Annotated in this window: 14 protein-coding genes; 6 read left to right on the top strand and 8 right to left on the bottom strand. The window is 67.1% G+C overall.

Going from position 1 to position 16,523, the window contains the following annotated elements:
* Positions 1-78: 78 nt before the first annotated feature.
* Positions 79-519, bottom strand: coding sequence for a CBS domain-containing protein (locus ACAM51_RS22360; RefSeq protein WP_218293878.1), 441 nt, complete (start codon positions 517-519; stop codon positions 79-81).
* Between the two features lie 523 nt (positions 520-1,042).
* Here ACAM51_RS22360 and ACAM51_RS22355 point away from each other — a divergent pair.
* Positions 1,043-1,330 carry a DUF4148 domain-containing protein gene (locus tag ACAM51_RS22355; RefSeq protein ID WP_218293877.1) on the top strand — a complete coding sequence of 96 codons (288 nt, stop codon included), beginning with the start codon at positions 1,043-1,045 and terminating at the stop codon, positions 1,328-1,330.
* 92 nt (positions 1,331-1,422) lie between these two features.
* Complete coding sequence (locus tag ACAM51_RS22350) at positions 1,423-1,716, top strand: DUF4148 domain-containing protein (protein WP_218293876.1); 294 nt, start codon at positions 1,423-1,425, stop codon at positions 1,714-1,716.
* Between the two features lie 140 nt (positions 1,717-1,856).
* Here the strand turns inward: ACAM51_RS22350 and ACAM51_RS22345 are convergent, their stop codons facing one another.
* From ACAM51_RS22345 to ACAM51_RS22330, 4 genes are read right to left on the bottom strand one after another with little or no spacing between them, the layout of a single operon-like run.
* Positions 1,857-2,876 carry a TRAP transporter substrate-binding protein gene (locus ACAM51_RS22345; protein WP_369641894.1) on the bottom strand — a complete coding sequence of 340 codons (1,020 nt, stop codon included), beginning with the start codon at positions 2,874-2,876 and terminating at the stop codon, positions 1,857-1,859.
* A 53-nt stretch (positions 2,877-2,929) separates the two neighbouring features.
* On the bottom strand, positions 2,930-4,228 hold the full coding sequence (locus ACAM51_RS22340; RefSeq protein ID WP_218293874.1) for a TRAP transporter large permease: 1,299 nt from the start codon (positions 4,226-4,228) through the stop codon (positions 2,930-2,932).
* A 6-nt stretch (positions 4,229-4,234) separates the two neighbouring features.
* A complete protein-coding gene (locus ACAM51_RS22335; RefSeq protein WP_218293873.1) occupies positions 4,235-4,750 on the bottom strand; it encodes a TRAP transporter small permease subunit in 516 nt (171 codons plus the stop codon).
* A complete protein-coding gene (locus ACAM51_RS22330) occupies positions 4,747-5,232 on the bottom strand; it encodes a gluconokinase (RefSeq protein WP_218294444.1) in 486 nt (161 codons plus the stop codon). Before ACAM51_RS22330 ends, ACAM51_RS22335 begins: the two co-directional genes overlap by 4 nt.
* 243 nt (positions 5,233-5,475) lie before the next feature.
* Between ACAM51_RS22330 and ACAM51_RS22325 the strand changes: the two genes are divergently transcribed.
* Positions 5,476-6,462: a LacI family DNA-binding transcriptional regulator gene (locus ACAM51_RS22325; protein WP_218294443.1), complete on the top strand. Its 987-nt coding sequence runs from the start codon at positions 5,476-5,478 to the stop codon at positions 6,460-6,462.
* 132 nt (positions 6,463-6,594) lie between these two features.
* Here ACAM51_RS22325 and ACAM51_RS22320 read toward each other — a convergent pair whose 3' ends face one another.
* Positions 6,595-7,080, bottom strand: a complete 486-nt coding sequence (locus ACAM51_RS22320) for a DUF2199 domain-containing protein (protein WP_369641893.1) — start codon at positions 7,078-7,080, stop codon at positions 6,595-6,597.
* A 459-nt stretch (positions 7,081-7,539) separates the two neighbouring features.
* Positions 7,540-9,201 carry a PAS domain-containing methyl-accepting chemotaxis protein gene (locus ACAM51_RS22315; protein ID WP_218293871.1) on the bottom strand — a complete coding sequence of 554 codons (1,662 nt, stop codon included), beginning with the start codon at positions 9,199-9,201 and terminating at the stop codon, positions 7,540-7,542.
* 533 nt (positions 9,202-9,734) lie between these two features.
* Between ACAM51_RS22315 and ACAM51_RS22310 the strand changes: the two genes are divergently transcribed.
* The gene (locus tag ACAM51_RS22310) at positions 9,735-10,952 is read left to right on the top strand and encodes a nitrate/nitrite transporter (RefSeq protein WP_218340628.1); all 1,218 of its coding nucleotides are present in this window, start codon (positions 9,735-9,737) and stop codon (positions 10,950-10,952) included.
* Positions 10,953-11,167: 215 nt separating this feature from the next.
* On the opposite strand, the gene ACAM51_RS22305 is transcribed toward ACAM51_RS22310, so the two are convergent.
* Positions 11,168-12,931 carry a protein phosphatase 2C domain-containing protein gene (locus ACAM51_RS22305; RefSeq protein ID WP_369641892.1) on the bottom strand — a complete coding sequence of 588 codons (1,764 nt, stop codon included), beginning with the start codon at positions 12,929-12,931 and terminating at the stop codon, positions 11,168-11,170.
* Between the two features lie 332 nt (positions 12,932-13,263).
* Here ACAM51_RS22305 and nirB point away from each other — a divergent pair, with 332 nt between their 5' ends.
* Positions 13,264-15,708, top strand: a complete 2,445-nt coding sequence (nirB, locus tag ACAM51_RS22300; protein WP_369641891.1) for a nitrite reductase large subunit NirB — start codon at positions 13,264-13,266, stop codon at positions 15,706-15,708.
* A gap of 20 nt (positions 15,709-15,728) precedes the next feature.
* Entirely contained in the window at positions 15,729-16,520 is a 792-nt protein-coding gene (locus ACAM51_RS22295) for a type IV pili methyl-accepting chemotaxis transducer N-terminal domain-containing protein (RefSeq protein WP_369641890.1), read from the top strand.
* Positions 16,521-16,523 lie beyond the last annotated feature (3 nt).

Below are 16,523 nucleotides of genomic sequence, written 5' to 3'. Positions count from 1 at the left end.
CCCCCCCCACGGGAATGCAAGGGCTCTGGCCACAAGGCCAGGGCCCTTGCCGCTTCGGCCTCTGTCTCTATCTCTGTCTCAGCGCGCCCCGGTGATGTACTGCTCCAGCTGCTCGATGATGAATTTCTGCTCGGAAATGATGTCCTTGACCAGGTCACCGATGGAAATCATGCCCACGAGCTTGCTGCTGTCGTCCACCACGGGCAGGTGGCGCAGCCGGTTGCCGGTCATCAGCTGCATGCACTGCTCGCTGGTGTGGTCGGGCCGCACGAACAGCACGGCAGTCGTCATCACGTCCCGCACCTGGGTGACCGAGGACGTGCGCCCCATGAGCGCGATTTTTCGCGCGTAGTCCCGCTCGGTGAAGATGCCCACGATGTCGGCGCCTTCGGTCACGATCAACGCACCGATGCCCTTGTCCGCCATGAGCTTGAGCGCATCGAACACCGAAGTGGCGGGCCCGATGGTATGCACGGTGGCATCGGGTTTGGATTGAAGAATCTTGGCGACTACGGTCATTGGAACCTCCCTCGTGATGGCTGAAACAGGTACAGAGTGATTTCAGCCCATAAGCCTTGCCGATGCAACCCGCGCAAGTGCCATTCACCACACCTTTGGCGCGTTCCCCACGGACTCGATGCACATGTTTCGCACTTGTTGCATTCGGGAGAACCCGAAACAAACCGAAAAGAACCGAAACCGCGCTGAGACGACGCATGCCGCGCCGCCCGGCACGATACAGCCCATGTCCAACGCGCTTTCGAAAGGATTCACCGCCCACCTCTCCTGCCACCACGATCGCTTGCGACTGGCTACCGGCCCTCGGGCCGCAGGCAGAAAGACAGGCGTCTGGATTGTTTCCAAAACTGGAACAGTTAGTTTGCGACCGAGTAGTTTTTCTATGTACCACCGCGGCGTACAGTTCATCCCATCGATGAGCCGAACCCGCAAGGCGACTCACCGAACCCGGTTTGAAGCAGTTGTCACTTTCCGCTTTGTCCCGGTTTTTCTGAGACGCTTTTTAATTTCAAGGATTTTCATCATGAACAAGACCGCCCGCTTCCTCTCCATCGCCGCCGTGGCTGCTTTCGCTTCTTTCGGTGCCCAGGCCGACGAAGCCGATGCCTCGCAGTTCGCCACGAAGTTCGAGACGAACCGCACCCGCGCCGAAGTGGCCGCCGAAGCCGCCACCGTGGCCCAGACCCGCTCCATCGAGCCCGCAGGTTCGCGTGTGGTGACCTACCAATCCACGGCCGACCGCGCCGCCGTGCGTGCCCAGGCCGCCGATGCCGTGCGCACCGGCCAGATCCCTTCGGGCGAGCGTGGTTGATCAGCGTTTGATTCGCTGAATCCAGGCCCCCTCCTGCTGCGTATTTCCCAGTACATCGCCCTCATTTTTTTGAATTTCACCGGAGTTTCACCATGAACAAGACCGCACGCTTCCTCTCCATCGCCGCCGTGGCCGCTTTCGCTTCTTTCGGTGCCCAGGCCGACGAAGTCGATGCCTCGCAGTTCGCCACGAAGTTCGAAACGAACCGCACCCGTGCCGAAGTGCAAGCCGAAGCCTCGGCAGTACCCCAAACCAGCGGTGCCATCCCCGTCGGTTCGCGTGCCTTGGTCTACACCTCCACCGCTGACCGCAACGCGGTGAATGCCCAAGCTGCAGACGCCCTGCGCACTGGCAAGATCTCGTCCGGCGAAATCGGATCCCTGTAATCCGTCCGGCCCGCGCCGCAAGGCGGTGCGGGCAGGCAGTTGCAAATGCAGATGCAAAAAGGCCGAGGCCCCTTTCGGGGCCTCGGCCTTTTGTCTTTGGGAGCCGCAATGGCGTTGCGGCAGCCGCGTCTCACCCAGGCTTATTTGGTCCCACGCGCCTGCGCCACGGCGCCCTGCACGTCCTTCCACAGCGCCTCGCCCACGTTGGCGGCAATGCTGGTGTTGACCGCCCCCAGTTTCTCGCGCATGCGGTTGGCTTCTGTGGGCGACAGTTCGTTGACCTGCATGCCCTTGGCCTTGAGGTCGGCCAGCGCCTTGTCGGCCTCGGCGCGCGTATCCTGGCGCTCGAAGTCGCGGCTCTTCCTCGCGGCATCGAGCAGCACCTTCTGCTCGGCCTTGTTGAGGCCGTCCCAGTACTTCTTGCTGACCAGCACGATCCAGGGGCTGTAGACGTGGTTGGTCACCGTGAGGTACTTCTGCACCTCGTAGAACTTGCTCGACAGGATGGTGTTGTAGGGGTTCTCCTGGCCGTCCACCGTGTTGGTCTCGAGGGCGGTGAACAGTTCCGAGAACGGCAGTGGAACAGCATTGGCTCCCAGGGTCTTGAAGCTGTCGAGGAACACGTTGTTCTGCATCACGCGCAGCTTGATGCCATTCATGTCCTCCAGCTTGGTGACCGGGCGCTTGCTGTTGGTCAGGTTGCGAAAGCCGTTCTCCCAGTACACGAGGCCCACGAGGCCCTTTTCCTGCAGCTTGTCCATCACCTTCTGGCCCACGGGGCCGTCCAGCACCACGTCGGCCTCCTTCGCGTTGTTGAACAGGAAGGGGGTATCCCAGATCGCCATTTCCTTGGTGATGCCCACCAGCGTGGCGGTGGAGCCCACCATCATCTCCTGCGCACCGCCGACCAGCGCCTGCTGCATCTGCACGTCCGAGCCCAGGGCGGCGGCGCCGATGGCGCGCACCTTCATCTTGCCGCCCGAGGCCTTTTCGACCTCTTCGGCGAACAGCTTGGTGGCACGCCCCTGGTTGGACACTTCGTTGAGGCCGTAGCCAAACCGGATGATGCGCGGCTTGAAGTCCTGCGCGGCGGCCTGGAACGAGCAGGCAAGGGCGGCCACCGACAAGGCGGCCAGAAGGGTGCGGCGGAAAGTTTTCATGGTTGTCTCCATTAGCGGGGGGGAAAGGAAAAAAGAGAGGAGGAAACGGGCGGTCAGCGCAGCCACACCACGGGGGCGGTGACGATCTGTGGAAAGGCGACCAGCAAGGCCAGGATCAGCACGTAGGTGAAGAGGAACGGGTTCACGCCCTTGATCACGCTGTGCATCGATATCCGCCCCACCCCGGCCACCACGTTGAGCACCGTGCCCACCGGCGGCGTGATGAGGCCGATCGCGCCGTTGAGCACGAACATCAGGCCGAAATACACCGGGTCGATGCCCGCCTTCACGGCGATGGGCAGCATCACGGGCGCGAAGATCAGGATGGTGGGCGTGAGGTCGAGCGCCGTGCCGATCAGCACCAGCACGATCATCATCACCGCCATCAGGAGGCGGGGGTTCTCCACCAGCGGACCCAGCCAGCTGGTCAGCACATTGGGCAGGTCGGCCAGCGTGATCATGTAGCTGGCCACCTGGGCGCCCGCGCAGAGGAACATCACGATGGAGGTGGTCTTGGCCGCACGCACCAGCACGCCGTAGATTTCCGCGATCTTCATTTCGCGGTGGACGAACAACGCCACCACCAGCGCGTAGAACGCGGCCACCACGGCGGCCTCGGTGGGCGTGAAGACGCCCGACTTCATGCCGCCGATGATGATCAGGGGCATCAGCATGGCCCAGAAGGCACGCACCGTGGCGCGCAGGCGGTCCTTGACGGGCAAGGGTTCGCCCTGCGGCAGGTCCATGCCGCGCAGCACCCAGCGCCAGGCGAAGATGAGGCCCGCGCCCATCATCAGGCCCGGCACGATGCCGGAGACGAACAGCGCAGAGATGGAGGTGTTGGTCGTCACGCCGTAGATCACGAACGGCATGGAGGGCGGGATGATGGGCGCGATGATGCCGCCCGAGGCGATCAGCCCGGCCGACGTGTTCATCGGGTAGCCCTGCTGGCGCATCATGGGCAAGAGGATGGTGGCCAGCGCGGCCGTATCGGCCAGCGCGGAGCCGCTCATGCTGGCCATGAGCACTGCCGCGCCGATGGCCACATAGCCCAGGCCGCCCCGGATGTGCCCGACCCAGGCCTGCGCCATGTCGATGATGCGGCGGCTGATGCCGCCCGAGTTCATCAGCTCGCCAGCCAGGATGAAGAACGGCACGGCCAGCAGCGGAAAGCTGTCCACCCCCGCCACCAGGTTCTGGGCCAGCAGCTGCGCATCCCAGAAGTCGAGCACCCATGCCATGCCCGCGCCCGTGAGCACGAGGGCCAGGCCCATGTTCATGCCTGTGCCCATGAGCACCAGCATGCCCACGGAGAAAACAATAAAAGCCTGCGCTTCGGGTCCCAGGGACATCATTGGTTACTCCACCTCGGCGCCGTGACCCAGGTCCAGCGGCTTGCGTTGAATCAATTCGATCAGCGCCATGACGCCGATGGCGACAGCGCACAGAAAGGCGGGCAGCGGCAACAGGGCCGCCGGGTAGCCCAGCACCACGGAATGGCTGTCCATGCCGACGATCACCTGGTGCCAGGCGCCCCAGGCCAGCATCGCGCAGGCCGCGATCACCAGCAGCCGGATCAACGCCGTGAGCGCGCCAAATGCCAGGGGACGCTTGGCGAGCAGGCCCGCCAGGCTGGTGAAGGCCATGTGCTCGCCGGCGGGGTAGGCCGCCGCGGCGCCAATGAAGACCATCCACACGAAAAGCAGGCGCGAGAGTTCTTCGCTCGCCACGACGCCACTACCAAAGCCGTAGCGCAGCACCACATTCACGAACACGGCCACCGCCATCACGGCCAGGCAGGCGGCCATGAGCACCTGGGAGGCGGCGACGTACCGGCTGGGCCGCACGGGGGTGGAGTCTTCCGGGGTGGTCATGCGGCCTCCGTGGCGGCGATCCAGGCCGAGGCCTGCTGTTGAAGAACGGCCAGGGCGGCCAGTGCATCCAGCCGCAGCACACCCGCCTCGCCCACGGGCGACTCGAGCGTGGCGAACTGGCTGTCCACCAGCGCGCTGGAAAAGAAATGGGTCCCGGCACGGTCGGCCACGCGCTGGCCCGCGCTGGCACGGTCGATCTCCAGGAAAACGAACCGCAGCCCCGGGCAGGCATCGCGCAGGCGGTCCCGGTAGGACTTCTTGAGCGCGGAGCACGTCAGGACCGCGCCATGGGGCTGCGCCTGCAGCAGCTGCCCGAGCGTGGCGAGCCACCCCTCGCGGTCTGCATCGGTCAGCGCGATGCCCTGGCGCATCTTTTCACGGCTCGCCGGGCTGTGGTGGTCGTCTCCCTCGATCAGCGGCAGGCCCTCGGCTTGCGCCAGGGCCGAGCCCAGGCTCGACTTGCCGCACCCCGCCACGCCCATGACCACAAGAAAAACCGTTGACGGCAAAACACTCATGTTGGTAGCGCTATCCAATTGATCCATAAAAAAGGCACCCTGGCTGGATGCCGCAATAACCGTGGCAACTTTTGCAACTTCGTCCAAAATGGGCCTCAATGCCTTGTCCCATCGTTTGGACAGCGCTATCCTAACCACATCGATCCGCACCCCAATAAGGGTTAACCCTTGAGCAAACCCGAGACAAGGCGCCGCTCCAGCGGCCGCATGACACTGAGCGACGTGGCCCAGGCCGCCGAGGTCAGCCCCATCACCGCCTCCCGCGCGCTGCGCGGCGAGCGCGGCGTGGCGCAGGAACTGGTGCAGCGCGTGAAAGACGCCGCCCAGCGGCTGGGCTACGTGCCCGACCCCGCCGCCAGGGCCCTCGCCTCCCAGCGCAGCGTGCAGGTGCCCGTGCTCGTGCCCCTGCTGTCCAACGCCCTGTTCGTCGACGTGCTGGAGGCCGTGCACCGCGCGCTGTTTCCCCACGGCTACCAGGCGCTGATCGGCGTGACCCACTACGACCCGCAGGAAGAAGAGCAGCTGCTGCGCACCTACCTGGCCCACCGCCCGGCGGGGCTGCTGGTCACCGGCTTCGACCGCACCGAGGCATCGCGCCAGATGATCGCCGCCAGTGGCGTGCCGTGCGTGCACCTGATGGAGATGACCTCCGCGCCCGGCGTGTACTGCGTGGGCTTTTCGCAGCAGGACGGGGGCCACGGCATGACGGCCCATCTCCTGGCCCGGGGCCGTCGCCGCGTGGCGTTTGTCGCGGCCCAGCTCGACCCCCGCACCATGCAGCGCGCCGAAGGCTACCGCCGCTGCCTGAAGGAAGCGGGCCTGTACGACCCGAAGCTGGAACTGCTCAGCCCCCAGCCCTCGTCCATGCGGCTGGGCGGAGAACTGCTGGAGGAACTGCTGCGCACCCGCCCGGGCGTCGATGCCGTGTTCTTCTGCAACGACGACCTGGCGCAGGGCGGCCTGCTGGCAGCGCAGCGGCTGGGCCTGCAGGTGCCCGGCCAGGTCGCCATCGCGGGCTTCAACGACCTGGCCGGCAGCGACCAGATGCTGCCGCCGCTGACCACGGTGCGCACGCCACGCTCGGCCATCGGCGAGGCCAGTGCGCGCATGCTGCTCGCGCTGATGCGCGGCGAGGCGCCCGAGCGGAACTCGGTCGACCTGGGCTTTGAGTTGACCGTGCGGGGGAGCACCTGAAGGGAGGAGCAGCACAGGGGCCGGAAACCCTGGATTTCTAGCCTTTTTGGCCTCCAGCCCTCATGCACAAAGCGCTAGCCGCTATGGTTTTTGATTTCACCAAGGACCCCGCCGCGCCCCCAGCCCACATCCTCAGCCCGCGCCCATGGCCTCGTGCCAATACCCGACCGTTGCGCCCCGGGCCAGAAGGTGCGCCACGGCCGAGCCAGGATCCACCCAGCGAATGTAGGGCGTGGGGTCGCCGGCCAGCACCTTGAGGCCCACGGCCGTGCCAGAGGAGCCGGGCACGCAGGGGATGGGATTGGCCAACGTGCCCGGCACCAGTTCGGCGTATTCCGCCAGCGTGTCCTCGTGCTCGCGATAGCCGCGGTAGCGGTCGTATGTTTCGCGGTCCACGCGGGCCCAGCAGATGAAACCCAGCGGCTTGAGGTCATCGGCCTTGAACGGGACTTCCAGCTCACAGCTGATGAAGTACTGCTCGTCGCCGATGCGGCAGGTGAAGTCGTCGTCGAACACGAGTTCATGCTCACGCTCGAGGGCCGGGTCCGGCAGCCGCCACATCATGTAGGGCGAGAGTTCATCGTGGTCCTTGCCGCAGCTCGCGCAGGTGTATGCCATAGGGATCGACTCCTGTGATGTGCGCACTATGCACCGGCGTGGCGTGCCACGGACACCCGCGCGTCCTGGTACGGCAACAGCGGCGTGCCGCTTGGCCACGCCTTCAGCGCACCAGCCCGCACAGGGCGGCTGCCCAGTTTGCCGACGCACTCCAGCCCCCGGCCACGGGCCGATGGAGGTACGGCTGCACCAGGCCCCCGCCCTGCGCCGCACAACGGTGCCTGCGTTCTCTTGCAGCAGGCGCGCACGCAGCCATGCAGGCAGGTCGCGATGAATCGTTCGGTGGTTGAAAGTGCCATGGTCTCCATCAGCAGGCAGGCACCCGCGCCCTGCCCTGGCCGCGAAGGCTACCGCACACCGCCGGCCGCGGCCACCCTACCGGCGGAGGGCGGGCGTGCAAGAACCCATGTCCCGCGAGGCCGCGGGCCGCCGCCCACGCAACCGGCCGCCCGGCGCCTGTCAGACGGGCGCCAGCGCGCGGCTGGAAGACTTTGCCGCCTGGCCGCCCTTCATCTCCTTGCGCAGCGCCACCGCATCGCGCGTCTGCGCGGGCGCCGAGGCATCGATGCGGAACACCTGCACCGTTTCGGTCATGGTCTGGGCCTGGCCGTTGAGCTGCATGGCCGACGCGGCGTTCTCCTCCACCAGCGCGGCGTTCTGCTGCGTGATGGTGTCGAGCTGGGCCACCGCCGAGTTCACCTGCGAGATGCCGCTGAGCTGTTCGTTGGACGCGCTGTGGATCTCGCCGATCAGCGTGTTCACCCTGCGCACCAGCTCCAGCGATTCGGCCATGGTCTTCTGCGCGGCGTCGGTTTTTTCATGGCCCTCGCTCACCTTGGTGGCGGAGTCGTCGATCAGCTGGCGGATTTCCTTGGCGGCGGACTGCGTGCGGTGCGACAGGCTGCGCACCTCCGACGCCACCACCGCGAACCCCCGCCCCTGCTCGCCCGCGCGCGCGGCCTCCACGGCCGCGTTGAGCGCCAGGATGTTGGTCTGGAACGCGATGGAGTCGATGAGCTGCGTGATCTCGCTGATGCGGCCCGACGCGGCCTGGATCTGCTTCATCGTGCTGGCCACGCCATCCACGGCCTCGCTGCTGCGCTCGGCCACCCCGGTGGCCTGCGTGGCCAGCACCGTGGCCTGGCGCGCCGACTCGGCGGTTTGCTTGACGGTGCCGGTGATCTCCTCCATCGACGCGGCCGTCTGCTGCAGGTTGCCGGCCTGCGCCTCGGTGCGCGCCGACAGGTCCTGGTTGCCCTGCGCGATCTCGCGGGTGGAGACCTGCATGTGCTCGCTCTCCTGGCGCGCGTCGCGCACGATGGACAGCAGGTTCACGTTGAGCTGCGCCAGCGCCTTCTGCAGGTCGCCCACCGTGTCGCTGCGCGTGGCGCTGATCTTCTGCGTCAGGTCGCCTGCCGCCATGCGGTTGGCCCATCGCAGCATCTGCGCCAGCGGCGCGACCGTGACCTTGTGCAGGTAGGCCGCCATGGCCAGCGCCAGCAGCGCCACGGCCACCCACGCCACCCCGGACGCGAGCGTCACCGCATGCCCGCCCAGCCATGCGGCCCCGAACGAGGCGAGCACCAGCAGCAGCGTGCAGAGCATCATCTTGCCCAGGGGCCCCAGGCGCACCCAGCCGGCGACGCGGCCCCAGGACGTGTTCTTCACCAGCTGGCCCGCGCGCAGCACGTGCACGGACGTGCCGGCCTGCTTCTCGGCCTGCATCTGCCGGTACAGCCGGTCGGCCGCCTGGATCTCTTCGCGCGTGGCCTCGGTGCGCACCGACATATAGCCCGTGGGCTGGTCGCCCTGCATCAGCGGCGTCACGTTGGCCATCACCCAGTAGAAAGAGCCGTCCTTGCGCCGGTTCTTGACCGCCGCCGACCAGGGTGCGCCGCTGGCGATGGTGTCCCACATGTCGCGAAACGCCTCCTCGGGCATGTCCGGGTGCCGGATCATGTTGTGGGGCTGGCCCAGGAGTTCTTCCTTTTCGTACCCGCTGACCTCGATGAACATCGGGTTGCAGTACAGGATGCGCCCCTTGAGATCGGTGGTGGACACCAGGGTCTGGCCGGCGGGAAACGCATATTCCTGGGTGCTGACGGGCAGATTGACGCGCATGGTTGGTCCCTCATCAAAGAATGGGAATAGGCCGTTGCTCGGTCCACCGCCCCCTGGCATCACAAGACACGCCAGGCACGGATGCAAACCATGCTAATCCAGGAACTTGCAATCCTGAAACAAATTCGGGCCGTGTCGCGCCAAAAATCCCCAAACAGGTGCATCGCGCCCACACCGGGTTGGTGCGTTGCGCTGCACCATTCCAGGCACCCCGCCGGCCGGGCACCCCGCCGGCCGGGCACCCATCCCGGCCGCAGCGAACGCTGGCGCATGACGGCGCCCGGGCTGGGTTCCTTTTGCGCTTTGGCAATGCACCGGCTTGGCACAGCCATTGCTTGAGGAAGCCTGCGGCCAATGCGGGCCGCGTGTCAGCCCGGTGCAACGGCGGATTGGGCGAACAGGACGTTGGCGTCTTCATGGGCAGGCACAGGCTGGGACACAGCCCGAGCAGTCCATGCAGGCGCCTTTTTGTTTTTCTGCCCGGCTGGGGTGTGCTTGCGGCAGGCACCACGGCCCTTTTGCGCAAGATCGCCATGCTTCAATTTCGCGAGTTCCTCAAGTCCGGCCACGCGCCCACGCTGTGGTCGTCCTTTCTGTATTTCGGTTTCTCGTGCGCAATCTGGGTGATCAACGGTGCCATGGCGCCGTTCATCCGCGAGGCCTTCCAGCTCACACCCACGCAGATGGGCATGATGCTGTCCATCCCCATCTTCGCGGGCGCGCTCATGCGTTTTCCGCTGGGCATCCTGGCGCAGTACATCGGCCGCAAGAACGCCACGCTGGTCGAGATGGCCGGCATCTTCCTGGCCATGGGCTTTGGCTACATGTTCGTGCACACCTACAACGACCTGCTGGCCATGGGCATCCTGCTGGGCGTGGCGGGCGCCAGCTTTGGCGTGGCGCTGTCGCTGGGCTCGGGCTCGTTTCCGCCGCGCTACAAGGGCCTGGCCATGGGCATCGTGGGCGCCGGCAACGTGGGTACGGCGGTGGCCGCGCTGCTCGCCCCCGCGCTGGCGCAAAAGTTCGGCTGGCAGGCCGTGTATGGCTTTGCCGCCGTGAGCGTGGCCATCCCCGCGCTGGTGATGGCCGTCTACGCGAAGGAACCCCCGGACCTCGCGGCCCACAGCAGCTTTCGTGAACACATTGCCTGCCTGTTCGAGAAGGACGGCTGGGCCTTCAGCCTGATCTACGCCGTGACGTTTGGCGGCTTCATCGGCCTGACCGCCTTTTTGCCCAGCTACTTCTACGACCAGTTCAGCGTGAGCAAAGTGCAGGCAGGCCAGCTCACGATGATGGCGGCCTTTCTGGGCGCGGCCCTGCGCGTGTTCGGCGGCTGGCTGTCGGACCACTGGGGCGGCGTCAACACACTGACGGGCGTGCTGGCCATCACGGCCGTGAGCATGGTGCTGTGTGGCCTGGCAGAGAACTCGCTGCCCATCACCATGCTGCTGTTCCTGGTGTGTTTTGCAGCGCTGGGCGCGGGCAATGGCGCACTGTTCCAGCTGGTGCCGCTGCGCTGGCCGCTGACCACGGCGGTGGCGGGCTCGATGATCGGTGAGATCGGCGCGCTGGGCGGCGGCCTCATCCCCAACGGCATGGGCATCTCGCGCCAGTACACGGGCACTTACCTGTGGGGTTTCGTGGGCATCGCGGTGTGTGCGCTGGCCATGCTGCTGCTGCTGCGCGTGATGCAGATCCGCTGGACGCGGACCTGGGCCGAACGCGGCGGACGGGCCAGGACTTCCTCCTGAGGCGTCGCGGCCTTGCCTTGTGCCTGCCCACGGAGGCGCGGGCACGGGCCGCCCGAAAGGAAAAGCCCCTGCCCGGCATCCCCGCAGGGGCCGGGGCGGCTTCAGAGGCCGCGCACCACCGCGATGTTACCTTGAAGGAAAAACAGGCCCTGGCGCTTTCTCCATCAGCGCCAGCAGCTATGTTTTCAATAGCAATCAACCACCATTGCCGCCCCCTACCGGGGCAGGAACAGCAGCCAGTAGATCAGCAGCAGGTTCACCAGCACGCTCACCGCGAGCGCGATCTTCCACAGGGCCGTGGCATCGCGCTGCATCAGGGGCTGGGGGCCGGGGGCCGACAGGGGCCGCGACGCGCCGCGCTCCAGGGCCAGCAGCAGCTCCTCCGCCGTCTCGAAGCGCTGCGCGCGGTGGCGCGCCACGGCCTTCAGGGCGATCTGGTCGAGCCAGATGGGCACGCCCGGGTTGTGGCGGCTGGGGGCCACGGGGTCGCGGTGGTAGCGGCCCAGCTGGTACTGCACCACCTCGCCATAGGGCAGGCGCCCGTGGCTGAGCAGCTGGTACAGCGTGACACCCAGCGCGAACAGGTCGCTGCCCGCGTCGGGCAGCTGGCCGGCGGGATCGCCGTTGCGTTCGTAGCCCGGCCACTGCTCGGGGTTCATGTAGCTGGGGGTGCCCGCGTGCAGGCGGCGCGTGGCCTCGGGCTCGCGGCCCGAGAGGGCCACGCCCAGGTCCAGCACGCGCAGCACGCCGTCGTCGCCCAGGTGCAGGTTGTCGGGCTTGATGTCGCGGTGCACCACGCCCTGGCGGTGCAGCCAGCCCAGCACGCGCGCGGCCTGCACGGTCACCGTCACGGCCTGCCCCACGGCCAGGTGCTGGCGGTGGCGCAGGCGCTGCCCCAGCGTGTCGCCGGAATGCCAGTCGTACAGCAGGTAAAACGCGCTGGCCCCCGCGCCGTCGCCCGTGCCGGTGGCACCCAATGGCCAGTCGTTGAGCCGCGCCAGATGGGCTGCGGCCTGGCCCGACTGCATGCGCCGCGCCACCCAGGCCTCGTGCGCCAGCGTGGCGCGCTCCTGCGCGTCGTGGGCACGCGCGGGCAGCAGGGTCTTGAGGGCATACAGCCGCTGCGTGGCCCCGTCGCGCACCTGGTAGATGCGGTGGATGCCACTGTCGGCCACCAGGGCCGCCACCGTGAGGCCATCCACGGTGTCGCCCACCTTGAGCAGGGGCAGCACGGGCAGGTCCTGCGCACGGCGGGATTCATCCTGCAGCGTGGCCTCCAGAACGCCCTGCACCTGCACGATCAGCGCGGTCACGTTGTCGCTGCTGCCTCGGCGCAGCGCGGCCTGCACCAGCCCGTCGCTCAGGGCCTGCGCCGGCCCGCCCTGGCGCAGCAGCTGGCGCAGTTCGCGCACGGGAAGGCTGCCGTGCACGCCATCGGAGAGCAGCACGAACAGGTCGCCGCTGTGCAGTTCGCCCTGGCTGTAGTCCACCACCACATGGTCATCCAGGCCCATGGCACGGGTGAGCTGGTGGGCGAAGTCGTGCTGCGACATCACGTGGTCGGCGGTCAGCTGCTGCAGCCGGCCGCCGCGCAGCAGGTAGGCCCGCGTGTCGCCCACATGGGCCAGCGTGTACGACTGGCCGCGCAGCACCAGCGCGGTCACGGTGGTCAGCCCCACCGCGGGCTGGCGGCGCCGGTTCATGGACGCGAGCCAGCCGTTGTGGGCGGACAGGATGCGGTCCAGCGCCACCGTGGTATCCCAGGTGTCGGGCGTGGCGAAGTAGTCGTTCACCAGCGTGTTGACCGTGGTCTGGGCGGCCTCGCGGCCATTGCCGCCGGTGCTCACGCCATCGGCGATGGCGGCGATGGCACCCCGCTCGCGCTCGCGCCCCTGCCCGGACACCAGCGCGGCGAAGTCCTCGTTCAACGCCTTGCGCCCGGCCTGCGAGGTGTAGCCAAAGTCCAGTTCAAAACTCATGCACCAGCTCCATGCAGGTTTCATGCCCAAGGTGGTGCATGCCGCGCCCGCCGGGTGCGCGGGGCGGCACGGGTCCGGCCCCGGCCTGCCCCATTCTCCGGGCCCGGCGCCAGCCCGCGCCCCAGATGCGTGCAGGGCGACTGGCACAAGCATTGCTTAACGTAGGCAACGACCCTGCGGGGTCCCGCAATTCAGCCGTGCAATGGCGCACCGAGGAGTTGTACGGACAAAGGCGTCCCCACATGCCGTTTCGAATCGCATTCGAAGCAGCATCGTGTGGACGCCTTTTTTGTTTTTCGCGCCGCCCCGGCGGCGCAACGGACGGAGTCACGATGAAAAAGCTCAAGCTGGTGATGGTGGGGAACGGCATGGCCGGTGTGCGCACGCTGGAAGAGCTGCTCAAGATTGCCCCCGATCTGTACGACATCACGGTGTTCGGCGCAGAGCCGCACCCCAACTACAACCGCATCCTGCTCTCCCCCGTGCTGGCCGGCGAGCAGACCATCGACGAGATCATTCTGAACGACTGGTCCTGGTATGCCGACAACCACATCACGCTGCACACCGGCTTCACGGTGACCGACGTGGACCGCGTGCGCCACGTGGTCAGCGCGACCAGTGCCGCAGGCGACGTGATCACCGCCGAATACGACCGCCTGATCATGGCCACCGGCTCGAACCCGTTCATCCTGCCCGTGCCGGGCAAGGACTTGAAGGGTGTGCTGGCCTACCGCGACATCGCCGACACCCAGGCCATGATCGACGCCGCCGCCACCTACAAACACGCCGTGGTCATCGGCGGCGGCCTGCTGGGCCTGGAGGCCGCCAACGGCCTCATGAAGCGCGGCATGCAGGTCACCGTGGTACACGTGGCGGGCTGGCTCATGGAACGCCAGCTGGACGACGTGGCGGGCAAGATGCTGCAGGACTCGCTGCAGCAGCGCGGCATGCAGTTCCTGATCGGCGCGCAGACGCAGGAACTGGTGGGCAACGCCGATGGCCGCGTGGCAGGCATCAAGTTCAAGGATGGCACCGAGGTGCCCGCCGACCTCGTGGTGATGGCCGTGGGCATCCGCCCCAACACGCAGCTCGCCGAAAAGATGCGCCTGCACGTGAACCGCGGCATCGTGGTGAGCGACACGCTGCAGACCACCACCGACGCGCGCATCTACGCCGTGGGCGAGTGCGCCGCGCACCGGGGCATCGCCTATGGCCTGGTGGCCCCGCTGTTCGAGCAGGGCAAGGTGCTGGCCAACCACCTGGCCGAGTTCGGCATCGGCCGCTACCAGGGCTCGCTCACCTCCACCAAGCTCAAGGTCACCGGCATCGACCTGTTCTCGGCCGGCGACTTCCAGGGCGGCGAAGGCACCGAGGAAATCGTGATGAGCGACCCCTTCGGCGGTGTGTACAAGAAACTGGTGCTCAAGGACGACAAGCTCGTGGGCGCGTGCCTGTACGGCGACACGGTGGACGGCAGCTGGTATTTCAAGCTGCTGCGCGACGGCCGCACGGTGAGCGACATCCGCGACCGGCTCATGTTCGGCGAATCCAACATGGGCGACACGGGCCACCAGGGCCAGAGCAAGGCCGCCGCCATGCAGGACAGCGACGAGGTCTGCGGCTGCAACGGCGTGACCAAGGGCGCCATCTGCAAGGCCATCAAGGAAAAAGGCCTGTTCACGCTGGACGAAGTGCGCAAGCACACCAAGGCCAGCGCATCCTGCGGCTCGTGCACCGGTCTGGTGGAGCAGATCATCATGTTCACGGCGGGCGGCGACTACAGCGCCACGCCCAAGACCAAGGCCATGTGCGGCTGCACCGACCACGGCCACCAGGCCGTGCGCGATGCGATCCGCACAGCCAAGCTGGTGACCATCGCCGACGTGTTCAGGTTCATGGAATGGAAGACGCCCAATGGCTGCGCCAGCTGCCGCCCCGCGGTCAACTACTACCTCATCAGCACCTGGCCCAAGGAGGCCAGGGACGATCCGCAAAGCCGCTTCATCAACGAACGCAGCCACGCCAACATCCAGAAAGACGGCACCTACAGCGTCATCCCGCGCATGTGGGGCGGCGAGACCACGGCCGACGAACTGCGCCGCATCGCCGATGCGGTGGACAAGTACAAGATCCCCACCGTCAAGGTCACGGGAGGCCAGCGCATCGATTTGCTGGGCGTGAAGAAGGAAGACCTGGTCAACGTGTGGAAGGACATCGGCATGCCCAGCGGCCACGCCTACGCCAAGGCCCTGCGCACCGTGAAGACCTGCGTGGGCAGCGAGTGGTGCCGCATGGGCACCCAGGACAGCACGCAGATGGGCAAGGACCTGGAGCGCGCCATGTGGCGCATGTACGCCCCGCACAAGGTCAAGTTCGCCGTGAGCGGCTGCCCGCGCAATTGCGCCGAGGCCGGCATCAAGGACGTGGGCATCATCGGTGTGGACTCGGGCTGGGAGATGTACGTGGCCGGCAACGGCGGCATCAAGACCGAGGTGGCGCACTTCTTCACCAAGCTCAAGACCGCCGAGGAAGTGCTGGAGTACACGGGCGCGTTCTGCGAGCTGTACCGCCAGGAGGGCTGGTACCTGGAACGCACCGTGCACTACGTGGACCGCGTGGGCCTGGACTACGTCAAAAAACGCATCCTCGAAGACCACGAAGGCCGCAAGGCCCTGTGGGAGCAGCTGCAGTTCGCGCTCGACGGCGAGCCCGACCCCTGGTTCGAGTTCGACAAGGCGGCGGTGGACACCCGCCAGTTCGCCCCCCTGGGCGCCTGAGCCCCCACGGAGCACACCCCATGCAACGCAGAACCCTCCTGACCGCCGCGGCCTGTGGCGCCCTGGCCCCGCTGGGCAACGCCCACGCCCAGGTCACCGACCTCAACGACGCCATCAACAAGGCCGGGCGCCAGCGCATGCTGAGCCAGCGCGTGGGCAAGGCCTGGCTGGCCCTGTCCCACAAGGCCGACACGCCCACGGCGCGCCACGTGCTGGGCCAGTCCATCGCGCTGTTCGAGCGCCAGCTGGCGGAGCTCAAGGCCTTTGCGCCCTCGCCCGCCATCCGCGAGACCTATGTGAAGCTGGAAACCGCCTGGGCCGCCCACAAGGTCACGCTGGCGGCCGAAACCTCGTCCGCCGACAACGCCAGCGCCATGCTGCAGGCCGATGCCAAGGTGCTGGCCCTGGCCCATCAGGGCACCACGCAGTACGAAGCCGCGCTGGGCAAGCCCGTGGGCCAATTGGTCAACGTTGCGGGCCGCCAGCGCATGCTGAGCCAGCGCATGGCCAAGTTCTACCTGGCCGCCATGCTGCCCGTGGACGCGGCCACCGCCACCACCGAGATCGCCAAGGCGCGCGGCGAATTCATCGCCGCCACCGAGCTGCTGCGCAACGCCCCCCAGGCCACCAGCCGCATCCGCCAGGAGCTGCAGCTGGCCGACGGGCAGTGGGTTTTTTTCGACGCCGCGCTGCAGCGCATGCAGGGCGGCGGCAACGTGAACCGCCAGGTGGCCGAGGTGTTCGTGGCCAGCGAGAACCTGCTCTCCAGCATGGACCGCGTGACCGGCCTGTACGCCGCGCTTTCCGCCTGAGCC

The sequence above is a fragment of the Acidovorax sp. A79 genome, from assembly GCF_041154505.1.
Taxonomy (GTDB): domain Bacteria; phylum Pseudomonadota; class Gammaproteobacteria; order Burkholderiales; family Burkholderiaceae_C; genus Acidovorax.
Note: the sequence above shows the minus strand (reverse complement) of the source record. Positions and strands in the feature narration are given on the sequence as shown.